23 protein-coding genes are annotated in these 22616 nt (G+C 73.5%); 13 read left to right on the top strand and 10 right to left on the bottom strand.

Features of this window, described 5'->3' with window-relative positions; translation table 11 throughout:
- Nucleotides 1-11 precede the first annotated feature (11 nt).
- Nucleotides 12-620: a DUF1349 domain-containing protein gene (locus ABFY03_RS11810; protein WP_346169861.1), complete on the bottom strand. Its 609-nt coding sequence runs from the start codon at nucleotides 618-620 to the stop codon at nucleotides 12-14.
- 275 nt (nucleotides 621-895) lie between these two features.
- Between ABFY03_RS11810 and ABFY03_RS11805 the strand changes: the two genes are divergently transcribed.
- Entirely contained in the window at nucleotides 896-1984 is a 1089-nt protein-coding gene (locus ABFY03_RS11805) for an endonuclease/exonuclease/phosphatase family protein (RefSeq protein ID WP_319013682.1), read from the top strand.
- Nucleotides 1985-2076: 92 nt separating this feature from the next.
- Here the strand turns inward: ABFY03_RS11805 and ABFY03_RS11800 are convergent, their stop codons facing one another.
- The 3 genes from ABFY03_RS11800 to ABFY03_RS11790 all read right to left on the bottom strand — a co-directional run bounded on the left by ABFY03_RS11800 (nucleotide 2077) and on the right by ABFY03_RS11790 (nucleotide 3586).
- On the bottom strand, nucleotides 2077-2478 hold the full coding sequence (locus tag ABFY03_RS11800) for a DUF4259 domain-containing protein (protein ID WP_319013741.1): 402 nt from the start codon (nucleotides 2476-2478) through the stop codon (nucleotides 2077-2079).
- 116 nt (nucleotides 2479-2594) lie between these two features.
- A complete protein-coding gene (locus tag ABFY03_RS11795; protein WP_319013681.1) occupies nucleotides 2595-3179 on the bottom strand; it encodes a GNAT family N-acetyltransferase in 585 nt (194 codons plus the stop codon).
- Between the two features lie 11 nt (nucleotides 3180-3190).
- Nucleotides 3191-3586, bottom strand: coding sequence for a cupin domain-containing protein (locus ABFY03_RS11790; RefSeq protein WP_346169860.1), 396 nt, complete (start codon nucleotides 3584-3586; stop codon nucleotides 3191-3193).
- A 52-nt stretch (nucleotides 3587-3638) separates the two neighbouring features.
- On the opposite strand from ABFY03_RS11790, the gene ABFY03_RS11785 reads away from it, so the two are divergent.
- Entirely contained in the window at nucleotides 3639-4652 is a 1014-nt protein-coding gene (locus tag ABFY03_RS11785) for a GlxA family transcriptional regulator (RefSeq protein ID WP_319013679.1), read from the top strand.
- Between the two features lie 91 nt (nucleotides 4653-4743).
- On the opposite strand, the gene ABFY03_RS11780 is transcribed toward ABFY03_RS11785, so the two are convergent.
- From ABFY03_RS11780 to ABFY03_RS11770, 3 genes are read right to left on the bottom strand one after another with little or no spacing between them, the layout of a single operon-like run.
- Entirely contained in the window at nucleotides 4744-5529 is a 786-nt protein-coding gene (locus ABFY03_RS11780; protein ID WP_346169859.1) for an ABC transporter permease, read from the bottom strand.
- Nucleotides 5526-6479: an ATP-binding cassette domain-containing protein gene (locus tag ABFY03_RS11775; protein ID WP_346169858.1), complete on the bottom strand. Its 954-nt coding sequence runs from the start codon at nucleotides 6477-6479 to the stop codon at nucleotides 5526-5528. Before ABFY03_RS11775 ends, ABFY03_RS11780 begins: the two co-directional genes overlap by 4 nt.
- A gap of 41 nt (nucleotides 6480-6520) precedes the next feature.
- Nucleotides 6521-7192 (bottom strand): DUF4097 family beta strand repeat-containing protein, encoded by a 672-nt coding sequence (locus ABFY03_RS11770; RefSeq protein WP_346169857.1) that lies wholly within the window; start codon nucleotides 7190-7192, stop codon nucleotides 6521-6523.
- Between the two features lie 236 nt (nucleotides 7193-7428).
- Here ABFY03_RS11770 and ABFY03_RS11765 point away from each other — a divergent pair, with 236 nt between their 5' ends.
- The 8 genes from ABFY03_RS11765 (at nucleotide 7429) to ABFY03_RS11730 (ending at nucleotide 17053) form a co-directional block, all read left to right on the top strand.
- Entirely contained in the window at nucleotides 7429-8175 is a 747-nt protein-coding gene (locus ABFY03_RS11765) for a GbsR/MarR family transcriptional regulator (protein ID WP_319007568.1), read from the top strand.
- Between the two features lie 209 nt (nucleotides 8176-8384).
- Nucleotides 8385-10565 (top strand): acyl-CoA dehydrogenase family protein, encoded by a 2181-nt coding sequence (locus tag ABFY03_RS11760; RefSeq protein ID WP_346169856.1) that lies wholly within the window; start codon nucleotides 8385-8387, stop codon nucleotides 10563-10565.
- 10 nt (nucleotides 10566-10575) lie between these two features.
- Entirely contained in the window at nucleotides 10576-11766 is a 1191-nt protein-coding gene (locus ABFY03_RS11755) for a lipid-transfer protein (RefSeq protein WP_346169855.1), read from the top strand.
- A gap of 82 nt (nucleotides 11767-11848) precedes the next feature.
- The gene (locus ABFY03_RS11750; protein WP_386723647.1) at nucleotides 11849-13309 is read left to right on the top strand and encodes an MFS transporter; all 1461 of its coding nucleotides are present in this window, start codon (nucleotides 11849-11851) and stop codon (nucleotides 13307-13309) included.
- Nucleotides 13310-13424: 115 nt separating this feature from the next.
- Entirely contained in the window at nucleotides 13425-14069 is a 645-nt protein-coding gene (locus tag ABFY03_RS11745; protein ID WP_346169853.1) for a DUF998 domain-containing protein, read from the top strand.
- Nucleotides 14070-14076: 7 nt separating this feature from the next.
- The gene (locus ABFY03_RS11740; protein WP_346169852.1) at nucleotides 14077-15285 is read left to right on the top strand and encodes a sensor histidine kinase; all 1209 of its coding nucleotides are present in this window, start codon (nucleotides 14077-14079) and stop codon (nucleotides 15283-15285) included.
- Nucleotides 15282-15965, top strand: a complete 684-nt coding sequence (locus ABFY03_RS11735; RefSeq protein WP_346169851.1) for a response regulator — start codon at nucleotides 15282-15284, stop codon at nucleotides 15963-15965. Before ABFY03_RS11740 ends, ABFY03_RS11735 begins: the two co-directional genes overlap by 4 nt.
- Nucleotides 15962-17053 carry an IS630 family transposase gene (locus ABFY03_RS11730; RefSeq protein WP_346169304.1) on the top strand — a complete coding sequence of 364 codons (1092 nt, stop codon included), beginning with the start codon at nucleotides 15962-15964 and terminating at the stop codon, nucleotides 17051-17053. Before ABFY03_RS11735 ends, ABFY03_RS11730 begins: the two co-directional genes overlap by 4 nt.
- On the opposite strand, the gene ABFY03_RS11725 is transcribed toward ABFY03_RS11730, so the two are convergent.
- Nucleotides 17050-17682: a response regulator gene (locus ABFY03_RS11725; RefSeq protein WP_346172239.1), complete on the bottom strand. Its 633-nt coding sequence runs from the start codon at nucleotides 17680-17682 to the stop codon at nucleotides 17050-17052. The two genes, ABFY03_RS11730 and ABFY03_RS11725, sit on opposite strands and share 4 nt — an antisense overlap.
- A gap of 252 nt (nucleotides 17683-17934) precedes the next feature.
- On the opposite strand from ABFY03_RS11725, the gene ABFY03_RS11720 reads away from it, so the two are divergent.
- Genes ABFY03_RS11720 through ABFY03_RS11710 form a run of 3 tightly spaced genes read left to right on the top strand, consistent with a single transcriptional unit; the run spans nucleotide 17935 to nucleotide 20846 of the window.
- Complete coding sequence (locus tag ABFY03_RS11720; RefSeq protein ID WP_319008254.1) at nucleotides 17935-18789, top strand: MaoC/PaaZ C-terminal domain-containing protein; 855 nt, start codon at nucleotides 17935-17937, stop codon at nucleotides 18787-18789.
- A gap of 22 nt (nucleotides 18790-18811) precedes the next feature.
- Entirely contained in the window at nucleotides 18812-19888 is a 1077-nt protein-coding gene (locus ABFY03_RS11715) for a Zn-dependent alcohol dehydrogenase (RefSeq protein ID WP_319008253.1), read from the top strand.
- A 13-nt stretch (nucleotides 19889-19901) separates the two neighbouring features.
- Complete coding sequence (locus ABFY03_RS11710; protein WP_319008252.1) at nucleotides 19902-20846, top strand: 3-oxoacyl-ACP reductase; 945 nt, start codon at nucleotides 19902-19904, stop codon at nucleotides 20844-20846.
- Nucleotides 20847-21127: 281 nt separating this feature from the next.
- On the opposite strand, the gene ABFY03_RS11705 is transcribed toward ABFY03_RS11710, so the two are convergent.
- Together ABFY03_RS11705 and ABFY03_RS11700 are read right to left on the bottom strand one after the other, a co-directional pair.
- Complete coding sequence (locus tag ABFY03_RS11705) at nucleotides 21128-21265, bottom strand: hypothetical protein (RefSeq protein ID WP_319007384.1); 138 nt, start codon at nucleotides 21263-21265, stop codon at nucleotides 21128-21130.
- 56 nt (nucleotides 21266-21321) lie between these two features.
- Nucleotides 21322-22521: a hypothetical protein gene (locus ABFY03_RS11700; protein ID WP_319007383.1), complete on the bottom strand. Its 1200-nt coding sequence runs from the start codon at nucleotides 22519-22521 to the stop codon at nucleotides 21322-21324.
- Between the last annotated feature and the right edge of the window lie 95 nt (nucleotides 22522-22616).

Raw genomic sequence — 22616 nt, 5'->3', positions numbered from 1 at the left:
CCGCCGGGCTCTCACCGTCCGTCGAACAGGTGGGCCAGGGGCGTCGGGGTGAGCCGGAGGCCGTCGAACTCGGCCCGGCAGCCCTCCCCGACGGGCGACTGCGCGACGACTCCGACCCGCACCGGCCCGTCCGCGCCGAGCGCGAACTGGCGTACCAGCCGCCACTGTTCGCCCTCCTCGGACGAGTGGAAGGCGTAGCGGTCGCCGGTCCGGCTGATCCGCAGCCACAGCGCGTCCACGGTCACCGGTGCGGCGACGGCGTCGTCCGACCGCCCCCGGGTGACGACGGAGAAGACCCCGGCCGTCCCGTCGGGGGCCTGCTCGAAGGTGAGCTTGGCCCAGTGCTCGTCGTCGGCGAGGACGACGAGCGCCCCGGCGTCCCACGCGCCGGCGAACCCGACCCGTACCCGCGCGGCGAGCTGCCATTCGCCGTCCGGCGGCGCGGTCAGCGCGAGCGCGGCGTCGTTCCGCCGGGTGCCGTCCAGCGGATCGGTGAACAGGTCGGTGCGGGCTGCGGCGGTGACGGCCAGGACGTCACCGTCGAGGGACCAGGCAGCGGGCGCGGTCACCCACGCCAGGCCGAGCGGAAGCGGGGAACCGGAAGAGGCTGCGGCGTTCATCCCGCCATGATCGCGCCGGGCCGCGCCCGGAGCCGTACCACCGCCCGAAGATCCAACAACCCGCGCGGAAGTCCATGGGGACGATCGCGAGCCACCGTGGCGTCGGGTCGCCGCCGCCAGGCGGTGTCCGCACGCGAAAACCCACGTCAGGACGTCTCATGACCATTCGTCAAAAAATACATCGAACGAGTGTGCGTTAAGACACAAGTTCGAGAGGATGGTTGATTTCAAGATCATTCCAGCGTGAGGATGCGCCGTTCCCAAGTGAAAGGCGCGTGAACGTGCGCACAATATTTCGGGTATTCCTGGCTCTGATCTTCATGCTGGGGATACCCTCCGCCGTCAACTCGGCCCAGGCCAGTGCCACCGGCCTCCCCACCACCCTCTCCGCCGAGGTGACGCCGAACCCGGCCAATCCTCGCTTTCTCTCCTACAACGTCTGTGGTGGGAAGTGCCCGGTCTACCAGGGCAACGTGACCACGTGGCGTGACACGATGATCAGCGCCATCGACAACTGGGACGCTGACGTCGTCATGCTCCAGGAGGTCTGCTACGGGCAGTGGATCCATCTCCGCAACGCCCTCCAGAGCCGGGTCGGGGGTGACCAGTACGACTCCATCTGGCATGCGACGAGGACGTACGAAGGCTGCGGCAACCAGGACAATCACAAGTGGGGCACGTGGGCGGGCTCCAGTGAGACCGAGAACCTGTTCGGCCTGGTGATCCTCGTCAAGGGCAGCGAGCCGACCATCACCGACCGTCAGGTGCACTGGCTGCCGAACCCCGCCGCTGGTGAAGAGCGGGCCCTGCTGTGCGGCCTCGCACCGGTCAAGGGGCGCATGACCCGCGTGTGCAACACGCACATCGACTTCAAGACCGCCTCCTTCATGGGTGGGAAGTGGTCTTACAGCAATCCCCGCACTCAGGTCGAAGCCGTCGACTACAAGATGGACGAGTACGCGGCCGCCGGCGAGCCGATCATTCTCGGCGGGGACTTCAACCCCCCTGTCAGCCAGGCCGCTGACGAGAGCGCCACGAAGTACACCCCCAACTTGTCTCCGCTCTACCACACCGGCCACCAGGGTGGCACCGGCATCTTCCAGGAGGTGGACGAGACGGACACCAACTACTTCATCAAGAACAACGCCGCGGACCAGCCTGTCTGTGCCGGCATGTCCGTGTGCCGTAGCGGTGAGGCGACCGCAGACACGTGCAGTACCGGGAACAGCGCCTTCGTTCCCATCAAGCTCGACTTCATCTTCGTGAGCCCGAAGTTCACCTCGGTCTACGGCGATTCCGCCGCGTGTACGCCGGGCATGTCGGACCACCGTCTCCTGCGAGGCGAAGCCGCCTGGGCAAGCTGACGCACATGGAGCTGCTCCCGAACCTGATACCGGGAGCAGCTCCCTCCATCACCCGCATCAACCATGCTGCGGTCCGTACACCTGGCGGCGGCTCAGGCCCCCGTCAGCACCCCCCGCAGCTTCAGCACCCCCGCCTTCCACTCCTCACCGTCCGACTCCTCCCACAGCTCCAGGAGTTCGGACGGCTCGGCGAGCACCCGGTCGAGCGCGGCGACGGCCTCCGCCCGCAGCTCCACCGGCAGGTCACCCAGCGGCTTCTTCGGCCCGTAGGAGGTCACCGCCTCTCCGCCCGGGCACTGCGCCGCCACCAGCGCGGCGGCCGCGATCGCCTCCGCGCCGAAGTCCGCGTCCAGATACTCCTCCCCGGCCCCGGTCACCTCCCGGAACGCCGCGAGCAGCACGTCCGCCTTCTTCCCGTCGGCGGCCTCGTCCACCCGGTACGAGAAGTCGGCGGCGGTGTCGTTGTCGAACGGTCCGATGTCCCAGGTCCCCATGGCGCGCACGCCCTTTCACGATCGTTGTCCGGTCTGATCGCCATCGTGACAGGGCCCACTGACAACGCGAGGAGAGCGGCCCGCTGCGGATCCGAGGCGGCGCGGAGGGCTGAGGCTCAGTCGCCCCGCACGCGCGCGTGCAGGTGCATGTCGTGGGGGCCGTCGTCGTGGACGGCGGCCCTGCGCTTGGTGCCCTCCAGGGCGAAGCCGGCCTTCCCGGCGACGCCGCAGGAGGCCGCGTTGTGGACCGAGTGCTCCAGCTCCACGCGGTGGAAGCCCGCCTCGTCCAGCGCCCAGGCGGCGACCGCCGTCAGGGCGCGGGTGGCCACCCCGGCGCCCCGGGCGGCCGGCAGCACCCAGTAGCCGGCCCAGGCGACGCCGTCGTCGAAGTCGAAGCCGCGCAGGGCTATCCGGCCGAGGACCTCCCCGGTCGCGCCGGTGACCGCCCAGTGGGCGCCCTTCTCCCGCGCCCAGTCCTCGCGGTAGCCGTCGAACCAGCCGACGATCTGCTCCTCGGAGGTGGGGCGGCGGGTGTGCCAGCGCCGCAGGGCCTCGTCCGCGTACGCGGAGAGGAAGACGGGGGCGTCGGGCTCCGCCCAGGGGCGCAGCAGCAGCCCTCCGGCGGCGGGGAGGACGGGCTGGGGGCGGACGGACAGCGCGCCGGCCTCGATGACGGGCGGCGTCGACAGGGTGCGGGTCATGCGGCCCATGATCACAGTTGCAGCGCGTGGCCCGTCGTCGCGTCCACGTGGGACGGGACCTCGTCGTGGCGGTCGCCGACCGTGGAGGTGCCGGTGGGCTCGAAGAGGAGGAGGGACGCGCCGGCGGGGGCGTACGGCTTGTGCTCGGTGCCCCGGGGGACGGTGAAGACCGAGCCCGTCGGGAGGCGGACCGTGCGCTCGCCGGCCGGTTCGCGCAGGGAGATGTGCAGCTCGCCGTCGAGGACGAGGAAGAACTCGTCGGTGTCGTCGTGCGCGTGCCACAGGTGCTCGCCGGCGACCTTGGCGACACGCACGTCGTAGTCGTTGACGCGGGTCACGATCCTGGGGCTCCACAGCGCGTCGAACGAGGCGAGGGCGGCGGAGAGGGAGAGGGGTTCGTTGCTCATGGGGCGATCCTCGCCGTGGCGGGCGGCGCGGGGTGAGTGCTAGGAATCGCATATGGCGCAAGAATCCTCGCAGGCCGCCCGGCGGCGGTCGCTCCACCGGGTCGTCGTGATCGTCGACGCCAACTCCAACCCGTTCGAGCTCGGCTGTGCCAGCGAGGTCTTCGGACTGCGGCGGCCCGAGCTGGGGGAGGGGCGCGAGCTGCTCTACGACTTCCGGCTCTGCTCGCCGGAGCCGGAGACGGTCATGCGGGACGGCTTCTTCACGCTGTCCGGGGTCCGGGGGCTCGACGCCGCCGACACGGCCGACACCGTCATCGTGCCCAACCGGCCCGACATCGCCGTGCCGCGCCGGCCCGCCGTCCTCGACGCGATCCGGCGGGCGCACGCGCGCGGGGCGCGGCTGATCGGCTTCTGCAGCGGGGCGTTCACGCTGGCCGAGGCGGGGGTGCTGGACGGGCGGCGGGCCACCGCGCACTGGCAGTGGGCGGACGCCTTCCGCGCGCGCTTCCCGGCCGTACGGTTCGAGGAGGACGTCCTCTTCGTCGACGACGGCGACATCCTCACGGCGGCGGGGAGCGCGGCCGCCCTGGACCTCGGGCTGTACGTGGTCCGGCGCGACCACGGCGCCGAGATCGCCACCGCCGTCAGCCGGCGGCTCGTCTTCGCCGCCCACCGCGACGGCGGACAACGGCAGTTCATCGAGCGGCCGGTCCCGCCGGTCCCCGACGAGTCCCTGGCGCCCCTGCTCGCCTGGGCGCAGGAACGCCTCGACCGCCCGCTGACCGTGACCGACCTGGCGGCCCGCGCCGCCGTGAGCCCGGCGACGCTGCACCGGCGGTTCCGGGCGGAGCTGGGGACGACCCCGCTCGCCTGGCTGACGGGGGAGCGGGTGACGCTGGCCCGGCGGCTCCTGGAGCGCGGCGAGGCACGCCTGGACGTGGTGGCCCGGCGTACCGGACTCGGCACGGCGGCGAACCTGCGGGCGCTGGTGCGCCGGGAGACGGGCCTGTCGCCGTCCGCGTACCGGCGGCGGTTCGGGCCGGACGCCGCCGGAGCGTCCCGCTGAGACGCCGACGGGGCGGCGTGCTCCGGCGTGGTGCCGGAACAGGCCGCCCCGGGAGGGGGGACGCGGGTGCCGGGGGTGGCCGGCACGGCGGTTACTTCGGGTCCTTGGCGAAGGTCCTCGTCGACCAGACGTAGCCGAGGACGGCCAGGCCGGCGCACCAGGCGATCGCGATCCAGCCGTTGTGGCCGATCTCGGTGCCGAGGAGGAGGCCGCGGAGGGTCTCGATGGCGGGGGTGAAGGGCTGGTACTCGGCGATCGGCTGGAACCAGCCCGGCATCTGCGCGACCGGGACGAAGGTGCTGGAGATCAGCGGCAGGAAGATCAGCGGCAGGGCGTTGTTGGACGCGGCCTCCGCGTTGGGGGAGACCAGGCCCATGCCGACCGCGATCCAGGTGAGCGCCGTGGCGAACAGCACCAGCAGGCCGAAGGCGGCCAGCCACTCCAGGGCCGTGGCGTCCGTCGAGCGGAAGCCGATCGCCACGCCCACCGCGCCGACGAGGACCACGCTCGCCACCGACTGGAGGACGCTGCCGACGACGTGTCCGACGAGGACCGACGGGCGGTGGATCGCCATGGTGCGGAAGCGGGCGATGATGCCCTCGCTCATGTCGTTCGAGACGGAGACCGCCGTGCCGATCACGGTGGAGCCGATCGTCATGAGCAGCAGGCCCGGCACCAGGTAGGCGACGTACGCGGCGCGGTCCGCGCCGCCCATGCCGGCGCTCATCACGTCGCCGAAGATGTACACGAAGAGCAGGAGCAGCATCACGGGCGTGAGCAGCAGGTTCAGGGTGAGGGAGGGGTAGCGCCGGGCGTGCAGGAGGTTGCGGCGGAGCATCGTGGACGAGTCGCGGACGGCGAGGGACAGGGTGCTCATCGGGCGGTCTCCTTCGGCTGGGCGGGGACGGTGGTGGCGGTGAGGGCGAAGAAGACGTCGTCGAGGTCCGGGGTGTGGACGGTGAGTTCGTCCGCCTCGATGCCGGCCGTGTCGAGCCGGTCGAGGAGCGCCCGGAGCGCCCGCTGGCTGCCGTCGTTCGCGATCTGGAGGGTCAGGGCCTCGTCGTCCCCCGTCGCCTCGCGCAGCGCGTCGGAGGCGCTGCGATAGGCGTCGGGGTCGGTGAAGCGGAGGCGGACGTGGCCGCCGGGGATCTGGCGTTTGAGCTGGTCGGCGGTGCCTTCGGCGACGATGCGGCCGCCGTTGAGGACGGCGATGCGGTCGGCGAGTTGGTCGGCTTCTTCGAGGTACTGGGTGGTGAGGAAGACGGTGACGCCGTCGGCGACGAGTGCGCGGATGATCTGCCACATGGTGTGGCGGGAGCGGGGGTCGAGGCCGGTGGTGGGTTCGTCGAGGAAGATGATCCTGGGGTCGCCGACGAGGGTCATGGCGATGTCGAGGCGGCGTTTCATGCCGCCGGAGTAGGTGGAGGCGGGCTTCTTCGCGGCGTCCAGGAGGTCGAAGCGGGCGAGGAGTTCGGCGGTGACCCTGCGTCCCTCGGCCTTGGGCAGGTGGTGCAGGTCGGCCATGAGGAGCATGTTCTCCTCGCCGGTGATCAGGCCGTCGACCGCGGAGAACTGGCCGGTGACGCCGATGGCGGCTCGGACGGCCTGCGGGGAGCGGCTCAGGTCGTGGCCGGCGACGGACGCCTGGCCGGAGTCGGCGGAGACGAGTGTGGAGAGGATCTTCACGGCGGTCGTCTTGCCGGCGCCGTTCGGACCGAGCAGGGCGAAGACCGTGCCCTGGGGGACGGTCAGGTCGACTCCGTCGAGGACGACCTTGTCGCCGTACGACTTGCGCAGACCGTTCGCCGCGATCGCGGGGTGCGTCATGACGGGTGTGCTCCTCGTTCTCTGGAAGGCGGTGGGGGCGGTCAGTTGGCGTGGGCGGTGATGTCGCCGTACGACGTGGTGGCGCGGATGGTGAGGTCGGCGCCGGTGCCCTTGGCGTTCTGCAGGGTGTTGTGGATGCGGCCGTAGGAGGTGCCGGCGTCGAGGGTGGCGGCGGTGCCGCGGGCGGCGCCGACGGTGATGGAGCCGGACTGGGTGGCGAGGACGACGGTGCCGGTGGTGGCCTCGGTGATGCGGAGGTCGCCGCGGGCGGTGGTGAGGTCGGCGGGGCCGTTGAGGCGGCCGATGGTGATGTCGCCGTCCTGGAGGGCGAGGCGGACGGTGGCGGCCTCGTCGAGCTTGACCGGGCCCTGGGCGCTTTCGTAGCTGACGTCGCCGAGGCGTCCGACGCCGCGGAGTTCGGCGCCGGCGGCCCTGGCCTGGACGCGGGAGCCGGCGGGGAGCTGGACGGTGACCTCGACGGCGCCGGAGGGGCCGAAGAGCTGGTTCTTCGCCTCGGGGGCGGTGATGGTGAGGACGCCGTCGGCGTAGGTGACGGTGGTGTCCTCGGCGGCCTTGACGTCGCGGCTCTTGCCGGGGCGGGCGGGGCGGATGTCGACGGTGGCGTCGGCCCGGTCGGCGGCGATGAAGCGGAGGTGGCCGGCGGGGATGTCGACGACGGTGGTGATCGGGGCGGTGGTGGCGAAGGTCTGCATGGTGTGGCTTCTCCCGTGGAGTCGTGGTCGGCGTTTCCGACATGGGAAAAGCTACGTTGCTTTCCGGGGTGTGGCAACAAGTGCGTTGCACTGGAATGGCATCAGTGCTGGTCAACGTGGTAATTTCATTGCAATGACGGCTGGATTGATGCAACGGCATATGCCACGGCGTTGCAATGGTGAGACGGTGAACGCTATGCTGGCCCCGATGTCGGCACGGACGAAGGGAGATCGCGATGCCGGGAGGCAGGCTCACCCAGCAGGAACGTCAGCAGATCGCGCTGGGACTGGGCGACGGGCTCGCCTATGCGGAGATCGCCAGGCGCCTCGACCGCCCCACCTCCACCGTCACGCGCGAGGTCATGCGCAACGGCGGCCCCACCGCCTACCGCCCCGACCTGGCCCACCGCGCCACCGAGAGCCGCGCCCGCCGGCGCCGGACCGCCGGCGGCGACGCCCGGCCCGTCGCGCGGGGCGACGGGCGCGACGCCACGGCCGTGCGCGACTACGAGGAGGCGTTCGCCACCGTCTTCATGCAGAGCGGTCTGCCCCGCATGACGGCCCGCGTCCTCGCCGCCCTCTACGCCACCGACGCGGGCAGTCTCACCGCCGGCGAACTCGGCGAGCGGCTCCAGGTCAGCGCCGGGTCCATCTCCAAGGCCGTCGCCTTCCTGGAGAGCCAGAGCCTGATCCGCCGCGAGCGCGACGACCGCCGCCGCGAGCGGTACATCGTCGACGACGAGCTCTGGTACCAGTCGATGATCGCCGCCGCCAAGGCCAACGAGCAGATGGTCGAGATCGCCCGGCAGGGCGTCGCCGTCCTCGGTCCCGGCACCCCGGCCGCCGCCCGCCTGGAGAACGTCGCCCGCTTCATGGACTTCGTGAGCGAAGGGATCGTCCGCGCCGCCGAACAGGCCCGGGAGATCCTGCTGACGAAGCCCGCGGAGCCCGAGCCGGAGTCGCCGGGGTCGGACGCGGACTAGGCCGTCTCTTCCGGATCATGCCGGGCTCGCGACGCCTGGCCCCACCCTCCGCCGCTCCCTGATCCGGCCTGATCCGAAAGAAACGACCTGGCGCCCGTCCCGCCCTGGGGCGCCGGAATCCGCTCCGTGTCCGACTTCCCGGCGAAGTCCTCCACGAGACCGCGTATCTGACCTTCCGTCAGAATGTAACGTGTTCTAGTCTGCGCGCCATGGGTATCGCCATCACGCACGAACAGCGGGACCTCGCCCGGTCCGTCCGCGCCTGGCTCACCCGCGCCGCACCCCCCGAGGAGCTCCGCCGGTGGCTCGACGCGCCCGAGCCGCCGGCCGGCCGGCCCGGACACTGGGACGCCGCCGCCGCGCAGGGCCTCCTGGGGATCCACGTACCCGAGGAGTACGGAGGCGGGGGCGGCGGCCTCGACGACCTCGCCGTCGTGGTGGAGGAGACCGCCCGCGCCCTCCTCCCCGGCCCCTACCTGTCGTCCGTCCTCGCCACCGAACTCCTGCACCGGGCAGGAGAGTTCGGCGGCCTCGTCGCGGACCTCGCCGAGGGCCGCCGGATCGGCGCCGTCGCGCTCGGCGGCACCGGTACGCTCACCGCCGTCCGGACCGGCACCGGGTACGTCCTCGACGGCACCGCGCCCCCCGTCCTCGGCGCCACCCACGCCGACCTGCTCCTCCTCCAGGCCGCCACCGCCGACGGCACCGTCTGGCTCGCCGTCGACACCCACCCCTCCGGCGGACCGGGGCCCACCGTCCGCCCCCACGCCTCCGCCGACCCCACCCGGCCCACCGCCGAGGTCACCGCCGCCGCCCTCCCCGTGCCCGCCGACCGGACGCTCGGCCTCGACACCGGGCTCGCGCACGACCTCGCCGCCGTCCTCTTCGCCGCCGACGCCTGCGGCACCGCCGCCCGCGCCGTCGAGACCGCCGCCGAACACGCCCGCACCCGCGAACAGTTCGGCCGGCCCATCGGGCGCTTTCAGGGCGTCAAACACCTCTGTGCCGACATGCTCGTCCGGCTCGAACAGGCCCGCGCCCTCGCCTGGGACGCCGCCCGCGCCGTCCACGACCCCGCGCGGCCCCTCGTCGCCGCCCTCGCCGCCGCCACCGCCCTCGACGCCGCGTACGGCTGCGCCAAGGACTGCATCCAGATCCTCGGCGGCATCGGCTTCACCTGGGAACACGACGCCCACATCCTGCTCCGCCGCGCCCTCGTCGCCCGCCAGCTCCTCGGCACCGGCGACCGGTTCCGGCTCGACGCCCTCCGGCACGCCGCCACCGGCCTCCGCCGCGGCCTCCGCCTCGACCTGCCGCCCGCCGCCGAGCCGTACCGCGCCGCCGCCCGGGCGGCGCTCGCCCCCGCCGCCGGACTCGACCCGGCCGCCGCCCGCCGCGCCCTCGCACCCACCGGCTACGCCGCCCCGCACCTCCCGGAGCCGTACGGCCTCGGCGCGGGCCCGCTCCAGCAGCTCGCCGTCCAGCGCGAACTCGACGAGGCCGGCATCACCGTCGCCGGACTCGGCATCGCCACCTGGGTCGTCCCCTCCCTCCTCGCCCACGGCACCCCGGAACAGCAGGAACGCCACCTCGGCCCCACCCTCCGCGGCGAACAGCGCTGGTGCCAGCTCTTCTCCGAACCCGAGGCCGGCTCCGACCTGGCCTCCCTCCGCACCCGCGCCGAACGCACCGAGGACGGCCGCTGGCGGATCACCGGCCAGAAGGTGTGGACGAGCGCCGCCCAAGGGGCCGACCACGGCATCCTGCTCGCCCGCACCGACCCCGACGCCCCCAAGCACCGGGGGCTCACCTACTTCCTCGTCGACATGAAGAACACCCCCGGCATCGACATCCGCCCCCTCAAGGAGATCACCGGGGACTCCCTCTTCAACGAGGTCTGGTTCGACGGCGCCGTCCTCCCCGCCGACGCCGTCGTCGGCGAGGTGAACGACGGCTGGCGGGTCGCCCGCACCACCCTCGGCAACGAACGCGTCCACATGGCCGACCAGGTCGTCTTCGACACCGGCCTCGAAGCGCTCATCAAGGCGTCCGCCGAGGCCGACGGCTCCGTCCGGGCCCGCACCGGCGCCCTCCTCGCCGAGGCCCACGCCCTCGCCTGCATCGGCCTGCGCACCACCCTCCTGCAGGTCTCCGGACTCGAACCCGGCGCCGGCGCCAGCGTCCGCAAGCTCGTCCAGACCCTCCATCAGCAGAAGACCGCCGAACTCGCCCTCGAACTCCTCGGCCCCGACGGCGCCGTGTGCGAGGGACCCGGCGCGGCGGCCGTCCACGGGCTCCTCATGTCCCGCTGCCTGACCATCGCCGGGGGCACCACCCAGGTCCAGCTCAACGTCGTCGCCGAGCGCCTGCTCGGCCTCCCCAGGGACTGAGAGGCACGCCATGAAGTCGTACATCGCCGGGGTCGGCATGACGAAGTTCGAGAAGCCCGAGACCCGCGACTGGCAGTACTGGGACATGGCCCGCGAGGCCGGCACCGCCGCCCTCGCCGACGCCGGCATCCCGTACGAGAAGGTCGAACAGGCCGCCGTCGGCTACTGCTTCCAGGCGTCCACCGCCGGCCAGCGGGCCGTCTACGAACTCGGCCTCACCGGCCTCCCCGTCTACAACCTCAACAACAACTGCGCCACCGGCTCCACCGCCCTCATGACCGCCCGCCAGTTCGTCGAGGGCGGCATCGCCGACTGCGTCCTCGCCCTGGGCTTCGAGAAGATGAGCAGGGGGTCCCTGGGGGGTGGTGCCGGCGCCGGGGACTTCTCCACCTCGCCCGTCGCCCGGCACTACGGCATCATGGCCGCCGCCCACGGCTTCGAGGCGTCCCCGCCCACCGCGCAGATCTTCGGCAACGCCGCCCGCGAGCACATGGAGCGGTACGGCACCACCGAGGCGCAGCTCGCGGCCGTCGCCGCCAAGAACCACCTCCACTCCTCCCGGAACCCCCTCGCCCAGTTCCAGGACGTCCACACGGTCGACGAGATCCTCGCCGCCCGGACCGTCCACCGGCCCCTCACCAAGCTCCAGTGCTCGCCCACCTCCGACGGCGCCGCCGCCGCCCTCGTCGTCTCCGAGCGCTTCGTCGCCGCCCACGGCCTGGCGGCGCGGGCCGTGGAGATCGCCGGCCAGGCCATGACCACCGACACCGGCGAGTCCTTCGCCTCCGGTTCGTGCATCGACGCCGTCGGCCGCCCCCTGTCCCGGGAGGCCGCCCGGCAGGCGTACGAACGCTCCGGACTCGGCATCGAGGACGTCGACGTCGTCGAACTCCACGACTGCTTCTCCGTCAACGAACTCCTCACCTACGAAGCCCTCGGCATGTGCGCGGAAGGCGCCTCCGGCAAGCTCGTCGAGTCCGGCGCCACCACCTACGGCGGCCGCTGGGTCGTCAACCCCTCCGGCGGCCTCATCTCCAAGGGCCACCCGCTCGGCGCCACCGGACTCGCCCAGGCCGCCGAACTCGTCGGGCAGCTCCGCGGCGAGGCCGGCGCCCGGCAGGTCCCCGGCGCCCGCGTCGGCCTCGCCCACAACATCGGCCTCGGCGGCGCGGCCGTCGTCACCCTCCTGCGCAAGGCGTGACCCTCCTGCGCAAGACGTAGGACTTTCTTCCCCCGAGGACCGGTTCCTCCGCTCATGTACGGGTCGGAGCCGTTCTGCGACCATGACACGCATGCCGCAGACCGACTCCGCCACCGGAACCGCCACGACCCGATCCCCGATACGCGTCCCCCGCCCCTGGCTCGTCGTCCTCGTCGCCTGCGCCGGGCAGTTCCTCGTCGTCCTCGACGTCTCGGTCATGAACGTGGCCCTGCCCTCCATGAAGGCCGACCTCGGACTCGGCACCCTCGGCCTCCAGTGGGTGCTCAACGCGTACTCCATCGCCTTCGCCGGCTTCATGCTCCTCGGCGGCAGGGCGGCCGACCTGTACGGGCGCAAGACCATGTTCCTGGCGGGCCTCGGGCTCTTCACCGCCGCCTCCGTCGTCGGCGGCCTCGCCCCCGAGGGCGCCCACCTCATCGCGGCCCGGGCCGCCCAGGGCCTCGGCGCGGCCGCGCTCTCCCCGGCCACCCTCACCCTCGTCACCGCCGCCGTCCCCGCCGGCGCCGCCCGCACCCGGGCCATCGGCACCTGGACGGCGGTCGGCGCGGCCGGCGGCGCCGCGGGCGGCTTCGTCGGCGGCGTCCTCGTCGACCTGCTGAACTGGCGCTGGGTCCTGCTCGTCAACGTCCCCCTCGGCGTCCTCATCCTGGCCGCCGCCGCTCTCGGGCTCCGCGAGGGCCGCGCCGACGCCGGCCGCCGCCCGGACCTGCCCGGCGCGGTCCTCGTCACCGCCGGGCTCGCCACCCTCGCGTACGGCATCGTCCGGACCGAGCTGTCCGGCTGGACCTCCGCCGCCACCCTCCTCCCGCTCCTCGGCGGCCTCGCCCTCCTCGCCGTCTTCGTCGCCGTCGAGCGGCGCACCAAGGAACCCCTCGTCCCGCTCGGCATCTTCCGCAACCGGGCCGTGTCCGCCGCCAACGCCGGGATGATGCTCGGCGGGGCCAGTTCCTTCGCCATGTGGTTCTTCATGACGGTCTACGCCCAGAACGTCCTCGGCTACACCCCGCTCCAGGCCGGCCTCGCCCTCGTCCCCAGCTCCCTCGCCGTCCTCGTCGGCTCCAAGACCGCGCCTCGCCTGATGGCCGTCACCGGCGCCAGGAACCTCGCCGTCGCCGGTCTCCTCGTCGCCGCCGCCGGCTTCGTCTGGCAGTCGACGATGACCGCCGACGGCACCTTCCTCACCACCATCCTCGGCCCCGGCCTCCTGATGATGGGCGGCATCGGCCTCGCCACCACCCCCCTCGCGACCCTCGCCACCTCCGGCGCCGCCCCCGGCGACGCGGGCCTCGTCTCCGGCCTGGTCAACACCTCCCGCACGATGGGCGGCGCCCTCGGCCTCGCCGTCCTCACGACGGTCGCGGCCTCCGTCCCCGCCGGCGCCCTCGGGACGCCGGACGGCGACCGGCTCGTCCCCGGCTACGCCATGGCCTTCCGCGTCTCCGCCGCCCTCCTCGTCACCGCGGCCGCCCTGATGGCCGTCTGGCTGCCCCGCCCCGTACACCGAACGGTGCAGAAGCCCTAGCCGCCGTCACCGTCCGGTGTACGCCGGGGTGTCCGCGCCGGGAGGACGCGACCACCCCTGCCCCCTCCGTACCTTCCGGAACACCACCGGAAGCCACGACGACGAGGAGGACGGCATGACGACGATGACGAGAACGACGACCGCGGGGGTGCGGGCCCCGCTCGCCCTGATCGGCGGCGGCGTCCTGGCCCTGACGGCCGTGGAGCTGCTGAACCCCCGCCACGACCCGCTGAGCGAGGCCCTCAGCCGGTACGTGCACGGCACCGCCGGCCTCCTCCTGCCCGCCGGCCTCCTGGCGGTCGCCGCGGCCTCCGCCGTCCTCGCGGCCCGGATCGAGGCCGGGGCCGGCCGGATCGCCGTCGCGGCGTGGACCGTGGGGATCCTGATCGCCGGGATCTTCCCCGCCGACCCGCCCGGCCGGCACCACCGCCCGTCCCTCTCCGAACTCGTCCACGGCAACGCCGCCTTCCTCGCCTTCGCCGCCCTCCCCGCCGCCGCGCTCCTCCTCCGCCGCGGGCTCACCGCGACCCGGCCCCGGATGCGGACCGCGCTCGACGCCCTCACCCTCGTCTCGCTCCTCGGCACGGCCGCGCTCGCCGTCCTCCTCGCCGACGTCATGGACGGCGGCCCGTCCCTCGGCCTGTTCGGCGCCCCCACCCTCCTCGGGCTCGTCGAACGGATCGTGCTCGCCGCCGACTTCGGCTGGGTCGCCGCCGCCCTCCTCGCGACCGCCGCCGGGAAGCGGGGCCGTCGTGCATGATCGGCGCATGGACCGCGCACTCGCCCGCACGACCGCCGCCCTGCGCGCGATACGCCCCGTGGACGGGCTGCTCGCGGCCGTCACCTTCGTCGCGGTGCTCGCCGGCACCGCCCGCTTCGGCGGCCGGCTGGACGCGGCGGGCGCGCTGCCGCTCGCCCTCTGGCTGGGCCTGCTGCTCCTGGTCCGCCGCCGGTGGCCGCTCGCCGTCCTGCTCCTCTCCGTCCAGGCCGTCGTCGTCTTCCGCACCTCCGGCCTCACCGACATCGGCTGGGTGTGGCCGGTCTCCGCCGCGTACGCCTGCCTGGCCGCCGACGACCGCCCCGGCCGGCCCGGCCTGCTCCGGGCCGCCGCCGTCGGCGTCACCGCACTCCTCCTCGCCGCCGGCTGGGAGCTGCCCACGGCCGGCAGCCCCCGCGAGGCCCTCGGCTCCCTGGGCGCCGAGGCCCTGTGGCTGGCCCTGCTCCTGGCCACCGCCACCGCCTACCGCAACCGCCTCCGCTGGCGCGCCGAACTCGACGCCCGCCTCCTCCGGGCCGCCCGCGAGCGCGACCTGGAGGCCGGCCGGCGCATCGCCGAGGCCCGGCTGGAGATCGCCCGCGAACTCCACGACGTCGTCGGCCACACCCTCACCGTCGTCGGCCTCCAGCTCCGCGTCGCCACCGAGTCCCTGGACGACTCCCCGGCCGAGGCCCGGGCCGCCCTCACCACCGCCCAGGAGGTCCGCACCGCCGCCGTCCGCGACCTCCGCGCCCTCGTCCACGTCCTGCGCGCACCGGGGGAGCCCGCGCACCCGTCCCCGTCCCCGTCCCCGGAAGAGCCCGCCGCCGGCGTCCCGGAACTCGCCGCGCTCGTCGCCCGCACGCGCACGCCCTCGCTCGCCGTCCGCCTGGAGACCACCGGCGATCCCGCCGCCGTCCCCGCCCCGGTCTCCCTCGCCGTCCACCGCCTCGTCCAGGAGGCCCTCACCAACACGGCCCGCCACTCCGGCGCCGCCCGCGCCGACGTCACCGTCCACTGCGCCGCCGACCGGGTGGAGGTCACCGTCTCCGACGACGGCCCGACCCCGCAGGGCCCGGCGGCCGCCCCCGGACACGGCATCCGGGGCATGACCGAACGCGTCCACGCCCTCGGCGGCGAACTCACCGCCGGGAGGCCCGGCGACGGCGGCGGATGGCTGGTCCGGGCCGTCATCCCTGTGCCAGGCTTCCGGCCATGACGATCACGGTGCTCCTCGCCGACGACCAGGCCCTGGTGCGGGCCGGCTTCCGCAGCCTCCTCGGCCGGGCCAAGGACATCGAGGTCGTCGGCGAGGCCGGCACCGGCGACGAGGCCGCCCGCGCCGTCCGCCCCGACATCGTCCTCATGGACATCCGCATGCCCGGCACCGACGGCCTCACCGCCACCCGCACCCTCGTCGGGGACCCCGGCCTGACGGGGTGCCGGGTCATCGTCCTCACCACCTTCGAGACCGACGAGTACGTCTTCGCCGCCCTCCGCGCCGGCGCCAGCGGCTTCCTCACCAAGGAGATCGAGCCGGACGACCTGCGGCAGGCCGTCCGCGCGGTCGCCGCCGGCGACGCGCTCCTCTCGCCGAGCGCGACCCGCCGGGTGATCGAGCAGTTCGCCCACCGCCCGGCCGCCCCCACCGAAACCCCGGAACGCCTCGACGTCCTCACCGCCCGCGAACGCGAGGTCACCCGCCTGATCGCCACCGGCCTCTCCAACGACCAGATCGCGGAACGCCTCGTGATCAGCCCCCTCACCGCCAAGACCCACGTCACCCGCGCCCTCGCCAAACTCGGCGCCCGCGACCGTGCCAGACGCCGCGAGCCCGGCATGATCCGGAAGAGACGGCCTAGTGACCTGAGTCGGAGATTCGTCGTTGGTTGGGCATGAGTCGTCCTGGTCCGAAGATTCCGCCGTTGTCGGTCACTGACGCCCAGCGGGCGGTGCTGGAAGGCTGGTTGCGTCGCCGGACGACGGCCCAGGCTCTGGCCCAGAGGTCGCGGATCGTGCTGGAGTGCGCCGAAGGCCACTCGATCATGGAGGTGTCCCGCCGGCTGCGGGTCACTCCGGACACGGTCCGCACCTGGCGGCGCCGGTTCATCGAACGCGGCTTGGACGGTTTGTGCGACGACCCGAGGCCCGGCGTCCCGAGGAAGATCACCGATGCCGACGTCGAGCGGGTGATCGTCAAGACGCTCGAGGAGACCCCGAAGAACGCGACCCACTGGTCGACGAGGTCGATGGCCGCGGCGACAGGCATGTCCCAGTCGACGGTCTCGCGGATCTGGCGGGCGTTCGCGCTGGCGCCGCACCGGTCGCAGACGTTCAAGCTGTCGACCGATCCGTTGTTCATCGACAAGGTCCGCGACGTCGTCGGTCTGTATCTCGATCCGCCGGAGAAGGCTCTGGTGCTCTGCGTGGACGAGAAGTCGCAGATCCAGGCCCTGGACCGGTCCCAGCCGGTGCTGCCGATGGTGCCTGGTGTTCCTGAACGCCGCAGCCACGACTATGTCCGGGCCGGCACCACGACCCTGTTCGCCGCGCTCGAAGTAGCCACCGGCAAGGTCATCGGCTCCCTCCACCGGCGCCACCGGGCAGCGGAGTTCAAGAAGTTCCTGACCAAGCTGGACAAGGAAGTCCCGGCTGATCTGCAGGTTCACCTGATCCTGGACAACTACGCGACGCACAAGACACCCGACATCAAGAAGTGGCTGCTGGCCCATCCGCGGTTCCACCTGCATTTCACGCCGACCAGCGCGTCCTGGCTGAACCTGGTCGAGCGGTGGTTCGCCGAACTCACGCAGAAGAAGCTCAAGCGCGGCGTCCACCGCTCCGTCCAGGCCCTCGAACGCGACATCCGGGCCTGGCTCGCCGACTGGAACGAGCACCCCAGGCCCTTCGTCTGGACGAAAACCGCCGACGAGATTCTCGACAAGGTCGCCGCCTACTGCCGACGAATCTCTGACTCAGATCACTAGAGCCACCCCCGCCGGCGGGCGGCCCGGGCGGCCTCCCTCCGGTCGCGCGCGCCGGTCTTGCCGGCCGCCGACGCCAGGAGGTCCCGTACGGCCGGCTCCGGCAGCCGGAGCCGGGCCGCCAGGTCCGCGACCGTCGCCCCGTCCGCCGTCGCCGAGAGGGCCTCCCGCTCGGGCGCCGTCAGCGGGTTCGGCTCCGCGGCCCGCGCCGCCGCCGCGAGCGCCGGGTCGACGACGGTCTCGCCCCGCAGCACCTTCCGGACCGCCTCCGCCAGCTCCTCCACCGGCCCGTCCTTCACCAGGAAGCCGGCCGCGCCCGCCTCCCTCGCGCGCCGCAGAGCGCCGGGCCGGGCGAAGGGCGTCAGGATCAGCACCCGGCAGTCCGGCACCTCGTCCCGCAGCTCCGCCGCCGCGTCCAGCCCCGACCGCCCCGGCAGCTCGATGTCGAGCAGCGCCACGTCCGGCCGCGCCACCAGCGCCCGGTCCACGATCTCGTCCCCCCGCCCGACCCGGGCGACGACCTCGATGTCCGGCTCCATCCCCAGCTGCAGCGCGAGCGCCCCGCGCGTCATCTCCGGGTCCTCGGCGAGGAGGACCCGGACGGACTTCGACGGCCGGTGTTCCCGCGGCATCTCGTTCACAACCGAAAGCCTAGGACGGACCGCGGGGTGCCGCGCGGCGGGCGGTCTGACGTACCGTCAGGAGAGTGGCGTCCGAGGGTTCCCAAGCCGTCGGCCCTCCGCTATACATGGGGGACACCGAACTGGAACGCGTTCTAGTCAGCCGCGTACGGGGCGGTTCCCGCACGGCCTCGGCGTGACCGACGGTGCGGACGGTCGCGCCGAGGTCTTCCACTCCAGGGACCTCCAAGGAGCAGCAAGTCGATGCCCATTGACCCCGCCAAGGCCCTCGCCGCCGAACCCCGCAGCGCCGAGATCGCCTGGGACCACAAGGACGTCCAGCTCTACCACCTCGGGCTCGGCGCCGGCACCCCCGCCACCGACCCGGCCGAGCTGCGCTACACGCTCGAGTCCCGGCTCCACGTGCTGCCCAGCTTCGCCACCGTCGCCGGCGCCGGCATGGGGGTCGTCGGCGGGCTCTCCGCCCCCGGCATCGACATCGACCTCGCCGCCGTCCTGCACGGCGGCCAGTCGATCACCCTGCACCGTCCGCTGCCCACCGGCGGCCGGGCCGTCTCCACCTCCCGCGTCGCCGCCGTCCACGACAAGGGCAAGGCCGCCGTCCTCGTGCTGCGCTCCGAGGCCGCCGACGACGAGGGCCCGCTGTGGACCTCCGACGCCCAGATCTTCGTCCGCGGCGAGGGCGGCTGGGGCGGCGATCGCGGCCCCTCCGAGCGCCTGGAGGTCCCGGACCGCGAGCCCGACAAGACCGTCGAGCGCCCGATCCGCGAGGAGCAGGCCCTCCTCTACCGGCTCTCAGGCGACTGGAACCCGCTCCACGCGGACCCCGACTTCGCCGCCCTGGCCGGCTTCGACCGCCCGATCCTGCACGGCCTCTGTACGTACGGCATGACCCTCAAGGCCGTCGTCGACACGGTGCTGGGCGGCGACGTCACCCGCGTCCGCGCCTACCGCACCCGCTTCGCCGGGATCGTCTTCCCCGGCGAGACCCTGCGCATCCGGATGTGGACCGGGGACGGCCGCGTCCAGGTGACGGTGACGGCCGTGGAGCGCGACGACGCCCCCGTCCTCGCCGACACCCTCGTCGAACACGCCTGATCTGATGATGGGAGCCCGCACCATGCGCGCAGCCGTACTGCACGAGATCGGCCAGGACAAACTGGAGGTCCTCGACGACGTCGAGGCGGTGGGCTTCGGCCCGGGCAGGGTGCGGATCCGGGTGCGGGCCACCGGCCTGTGCCACTCCGACGTCTCCGCCATGAGCGGCGTCCTGCCGCAGCCCGCGCCGTTCATCCCCGGGCACGAGGGCGCCGGCGAGATCCTCGACGTCGGCGACGGCGTCACCGGGCTCGCCCCCGGCCAGCGGGTCCTGCTCTGCTGGCTGCCCGCCTGCGGCGCCTGCGCCGCCTGCCGGCGCGGCCAGACCCAGCTCTGCCTCGCCGGCTTCATGAACGCCGGCACCCCCAACTTCCGGCGCCCCGGCGGCGACGTCTTCGGCTTCGCCGGCACCGGGACCTTCACCGAGGAGGTCGTCGTCGACGCCGGCTGCGCCGTCCCCATCCCGGACGACGTGCCCTTCGACATCGCCGCCCTGATCGGCTGCGGGGTGACCACCGGCCTCGGCGCCGCCATCAACACCGCCAAGGTGGAGGCCGGTTCCTCGGTCGCCGTGATCGGCTGCGGCGGCGTCGGCATCTCCGCCATCCAGGGCGCCCGGCTCCAGGGCGCCGCCCAGATCGTCGCCGTCGACCCCGTCGAGTCCCGCCGCGAGGCCGCGCTCCGCTTCGGCGCCACCGAGGCCGTCGCCCCCGAGGCCCTCGGCGACGCCAAGCAGCGGATCACCGCCGGCGAGGGCTTCGACTACGTCTTCGAGGTCGTCGGCAAGTCCGCCACCGCGCGGACCGCGTACGAGACCACCCGGCGCGGCGGCACCCTCTGCGTGGTCGGCGCCGGCGCCATGGACGACCACCTCCAGCTCAACATGTTCGAGCTGTTCTTCGACGAGAAGCGGATCCTGCCCTCCATGTACGGCGGCGGCGACGTGCTCCGGTCGTACGAGCGGGCCATCGCGCTCTGGCGGGCCGGCCGCATCGACCTGGAGTCGCTGATCACCCACCGGGTCCCGCTGGCGGGCATCAACGAGGCCCTGGAGCAGATGCGGACCGGCACCTCCCTCCGTACCTGCATCGAGATCTGAGAGGACACGGGACATGTCACTGCCTCTGGAGGGGCTGAGCGCGATCGTCACCGGCGCCGGGCGCGGGCTCGGCCGCGCCGAGGCGCTCGAACTGGCCCGGCTCGGCGCGGCCGTGGTCGTCAACGACTACGGGCAGCCCGGCCGGGACGGCTCCGGGGAGGCGTCGGCCACCCCCGCCGAGGAGGTGGCCGCCGAGATCACCGCGGCCGGCGGCCGGGCCGTCGCCCACCTCGGCGACATCGCCGACTTCGAGACCGCGCGCGGTCTGGTCGACCTCGCCGTGACCGAGTTCGGCAAGCTGGACGTCCTGGTCAACAACGCGGGCATCCTGCGCGACCGGATGGTCTTCTCGATGAGCGAGGACGAGTGGGACTCGGTGATCCGCGTCCACCTCAAGGGCCACTTCAACACCACCCACTTCGCGGCCGTCCACTGGCGCGGGCGCGCGAAGGCGGGGGAGACCGGCGTCTACGGCCGGATCGTCAACACCTCCTCCGAGGCGTTCCTGGCCGGTTCGGCCGGACAGCCCAACTACGCGGCGGCCAAGGGCGGCATCGTCGGCCTCACCACCTCGACCGCGCTCGCCCTGGCCCGGTACGGGGTCACCGCCAACGCGATCTGCCCGCGCGCCCGCACCCGCATGACCGAGGACGTCTTCGCCGGCTTCGCCGAACCGGCCGCCGCGGACGAGCTCGACCCGCTGTCGCCGGAGCACGTGGCCCCCCTCGTCGGCTACCTCGCCTCGCCGGCGGCGGCCAGGGTCAACGGACAGCTGCTCGTCGTCCACGGCGGGATGGTCGCCGTCGTCGAACGGCCCCGGGTGGCGGCCAAGTTCGACACCGCCAAGGAGGTCTTCGGCTTCGAGGAGCTGGACGGGCTGCTCACCCCGTACTTCGCGGAGCGCCCGCCGAACGAGACCTTCGCGGCCTCCGAGGTCCTGGGGCTGAAGAAGGGCTGAACCACCACCGGCGGGTGGGGGGCCGGTGGCGACGGCGAAGGGCCCCGGGGATCCGCTCCCCGGGGCCCTTCGCCACGCGCGCGTGCCGAGCCCTAGGCCGTCTCTTCCGGATCATGCCGGGCTCGCGGCGTCTGGCACGCACGCTCGCGGCGTTGTCGTCGGTCGCCGACTCCCCCAGCTACCGCTGGGAGGTGCCCCCACCGCGTCGACTCCCTCCTCCGCCTTGCGAGCGCACGCACCAGACGCCGCTCCCTGATCCGGCCTGATCCGAAAGAAACGACCTAGCGCTCGTCCGCCTCGCGCCGGTGCCGGCCGTGCGGGGCGGCGGAGGGCTCCTCCGCCGCCGCGGCCGAACCGCGGTGCCGTCCGGCACCGGTGTCCCGCGACTCCTGCGTCGTCTCCGTGCTGTTCTCCGTCATGGTCGTACTCACCCCGTTGGACATGCTGGTGCTGTGCTGTTGTTGCGGCGGTGAGTCTAACCAGCGGGTTTACGGTCCGTCAGAGGCGCCTGCTGGAGCGGGACCGGCCGGCACGCGCGCGGGCGCCCGTCCTCCGCGTCCGGCGCCCGGCCCGCCGCCCCTGCGGACACCGGAACCCCCTCCGCCGGCCCCTCCGGCTCCGGCTCCGGGTCCCGCTCCGGCGGCACCGTGAGACCCGCGAGCGCGCACGGCAGCTCGTCCGTCGAGCACGGCAGCCGCAGGACGCCCGCCGGCGACCACGTCCCGGCCCCCGCCAGCCACCCGGGCGGCGCCGCCACCTGGTGCATCCGCCGCCCCGACGGCCGCCACAGGCCGACCCAGCTGCCGCCCGCCGCGTCGATCCGCAGCGCCACCCCGCAGCTCTCCGGCATCAGCACCTGCCCCGGCTGGACCGCGAACGGCGTCACCGCCGCGTCGTCCAGCCGCAGGCACTCCGGGAACCGCACCGGCAGCAGACTGCCCAGCACCCCCCAGCCCAGCCGCTCGTGCCCCGGCGACGGCGCGTCCGAACGGATCAGGAGCAGCCCGCTGTCCGGATCCGCGAGCAGCAGCCGGTCGTCGCTCTCCTCGGTGATCTGGAGCAGCGGCGACACCTCGCCGCCCCGCTCCAGGTCCACCGCCACCGTCTTCACCGGCCCGTCGCCGAGCCGCCGGTCGAGCGCCAGGATCCGGCCCGTGCGGTCCAGCCAGACCCCGCCCGCGCAGTGGCCGGGCAGCTCCGCGACCCGCTCCGGGCCGAACGCCCCGCCCGCCACCAGCCAGAGCGTGGTCGACTCCGGGCCGGCGTGCATCGCGTACGCGCAGATGCCGTCCGGGGACGGCGGCAGCAGCTCCACCCGCCCCGGGCCCGGGGCCTCCACCGAGCCGAGCCGCAGCTCACCGGTGCCGGGGCCGGTCGGGTACAGCAGCGAGAAGGTGTGGCGCCGCCCGTCGACCCGGCGGCACACCAGGACCCGGCCGTCGGCCAGCGGCAGCAGCCGGGCGTCCGGCTCCTCGGGCTGGTCCGTCGGGAGCGGGACGGCGTACGGCTCCGGGCCGTCGAGCGTCCACCGCTCCGCGTACAGGGCGTCCCCGGAACCGGCGAGCCTGGCCCCGTACGCGCCGTTCGCCGTGATCGCGAACCCCGCCGGGGGGTGGACGGCCGTCCCCTCGTGGTCGCCGTCCTCGGCCGTGGTCTCGATGGCACACGCTGTCATCGACTCGTCACCTCCGGCCACGAAGCTAGTTTTCGCACTTCCAGCCGAACAACACGAGCCCCCGCACTTCACACATAAGGATGGCGGTCGGCCCG

Source organism: Streptomyces roseofulvus (genome assembly GCF_039534915.1).
GTDB lineage: Bacteria > Actinomycetota > Actinomycetes > Streptomycetales > Streptomycetaceae > Streptomyces > Streptomyces roseofulvus.
The sequence above is the reverse complement of the archived record's forward strand: the minus strand, read 5'-3'. Positions and strand labels throughout refer to the sequence as shown.

What these genes read in the sequence shown, in the direction of transcription:
- ABFY03_RS11715 (WP_319008253.1), top strand. Translation starts at nt 18,812, where the DNA reads ATGCGCGCAGCCGTACTGCACGAGATCGGCCAGGACAAACTGGAGGTC.
- ABFY03_RS11705 (WP_319007384.1), bottom strand. Translation starts at nt 21,265, where the DNA reads ATGACGGAGAACAGCACGGAGACGACGCAGGAGTCGCGGGACACCGGT.
- ABFY03_RS11785 (WP_319013679.1), top strand. Translation starts at nt 3,639, where the DNA reads ATGGCGCAAGAATCCTCGCAGGCCGCCCGGCGGCGGTCGCTCCACCGG.
- ABFY03_RS11780 (WP_346169859.1), bottom strand. Translation starts at nt 5,529, where the DNA reads ATGAGCACCCTGTCCCTCGCCGTCCGCGACTCGTCCACGATGCTCCGC.
- ABFY03_RS11745 (WP_346169853.1), top strand. Translation starts at nt 13,425, where the DNA reads ATGACGACGATGACGAGAACGACGACCGCGGGGGTGCGGGCCCCGCTC.
- ABFY03_RS11750 (WP_386723647.1), top strand. Translation starts at nt 11,849, where the DNA reads ATGACACGCATGCCGCAGACCGACTCCGCCACCGGAACCGCCACGACC.
- ABFY03_RS11760 (WP_346169856.1), top strand. Translation starts at nt 8,385, where the DNA reads ATGGGTATCGCCATCACGCACGAACAGCGGGACCTCGCCCGGTCCGTC.
- ABFY03_RS11700 (WP_319007383.1), bottom strand. Translation starts at nt 22,521, where the DNA reads ATGACAGCGTGTGCCATCGAGACCACGGCCGAGGACGGCGACCACGAG.
- ABFY03_RS11800 (WP_319013741.1), bottom strand. Translation starts at nt 2,478, where the DNA reads ATGGGGACCTGGGACATCGGACCGTTCGACAACGACACCGCCGCCGAC.
- ABFY03_RS11795 (WP_319013681.1), bottom strand. Translation starts at nt 3,179, where the DNA reads ATGACCCGCACCCTGTCGACGCCGCCCGTCATCGAGGCCGGCGCGCTG.
- ABFY03_RS11755 (WP_346169855.1), top strand. Translation starts at nt 10,576, where the DNA reads ATGAAGTCGTACATCGCCGGGGTCGGCATGACGAAGTTCGAGAAGCCC.
- ABFY03_RS11725 (WP_346172239.1), bottom strand. Translation starts at nt 17,682, where the DNA reads ATGCCGCGGGAACACCGGCCGTCGAAGTCCGTCCGGGTCCTCCTCGCC.
- ABFY03_RS11790 (WP_346169860.1), bottom strand. Translation starts at nt 3,586, where the DNA reads ATGAGCAACGAACCCCTCTCCCTCTCCGCCGCCCTCGCCTCGTTCGAC.
- ABFY03_RS11775 (WP_346169858.1), bottom strand. Translation starts at nt 6,479, where the DNA reads ATGACGCACCCCGCGATCGCGGCGAACGGTCTGCGCAAGTCGTACGGC.
- ABFY03_RS11770 (WP_346169857.1), bottom strand. Translation starts at nt 7,192, where the DNA reads ATGCAGACCTTCGCCACCACCGCCCCGATCACCACCGTCGTCGACATC.
- ABFY03_RS11765 (WP_319007568.1), top strand. Translation starts at nt 7,429, where the DNA reads ATGCCGGGAGGCAGGCTCACCCAGCAGGAACGTCAGCAGATCGCGCTG.
- ABFY03_RS11720 (WP_319008254.1), top strand. Translation starts at nt 17,935, where the DNA reads ATGCCCATTGACCCCGCCAAGGCCCTCGCCGCCGAACCCCGCAGCGCC.
- ABFY03_RS11735 (WP_346169851.1), top strand. Translation starts at nt 15,282, where the DNA reads ATGACGATCACGGTGCTCCTCGCCGACGACCAGGCCCTGGTGCGGGCC.
- ABFY03_RS11710 (WP_319008252.1), top strand. Translation starts at nt 19,902, where the DNA reads ATGTCACTGCCTCTGGAGGGGCTGAGCGCGATCGTCACCGGCGCCGGG.
- ABFY03_RS11730 (WP_346169304.1), top strand. Translation starts at nt 15,962, where the DNA reads ATGAGTCGTCCTGGTCCGAAGATTCCGCCGTTGTCGGTCACTGACGCC.
- ABFY03_RS11740 (WP_346169852.1), top strand. Translation starts at nt 14,077, where the DNA reads ATGGACCGCGCACTCGCCCGCACGACCGCCGCCCTGCGCGCGATACGC.
- ABFY03_RS11810 (WP_346169861.1), bottom strand. Translation starts at nt 620, where the DNA reads ATGAACGCCGCAGCCTCTTCCGGTTCCCCGCTTCCGCTCGGCCTGGCG.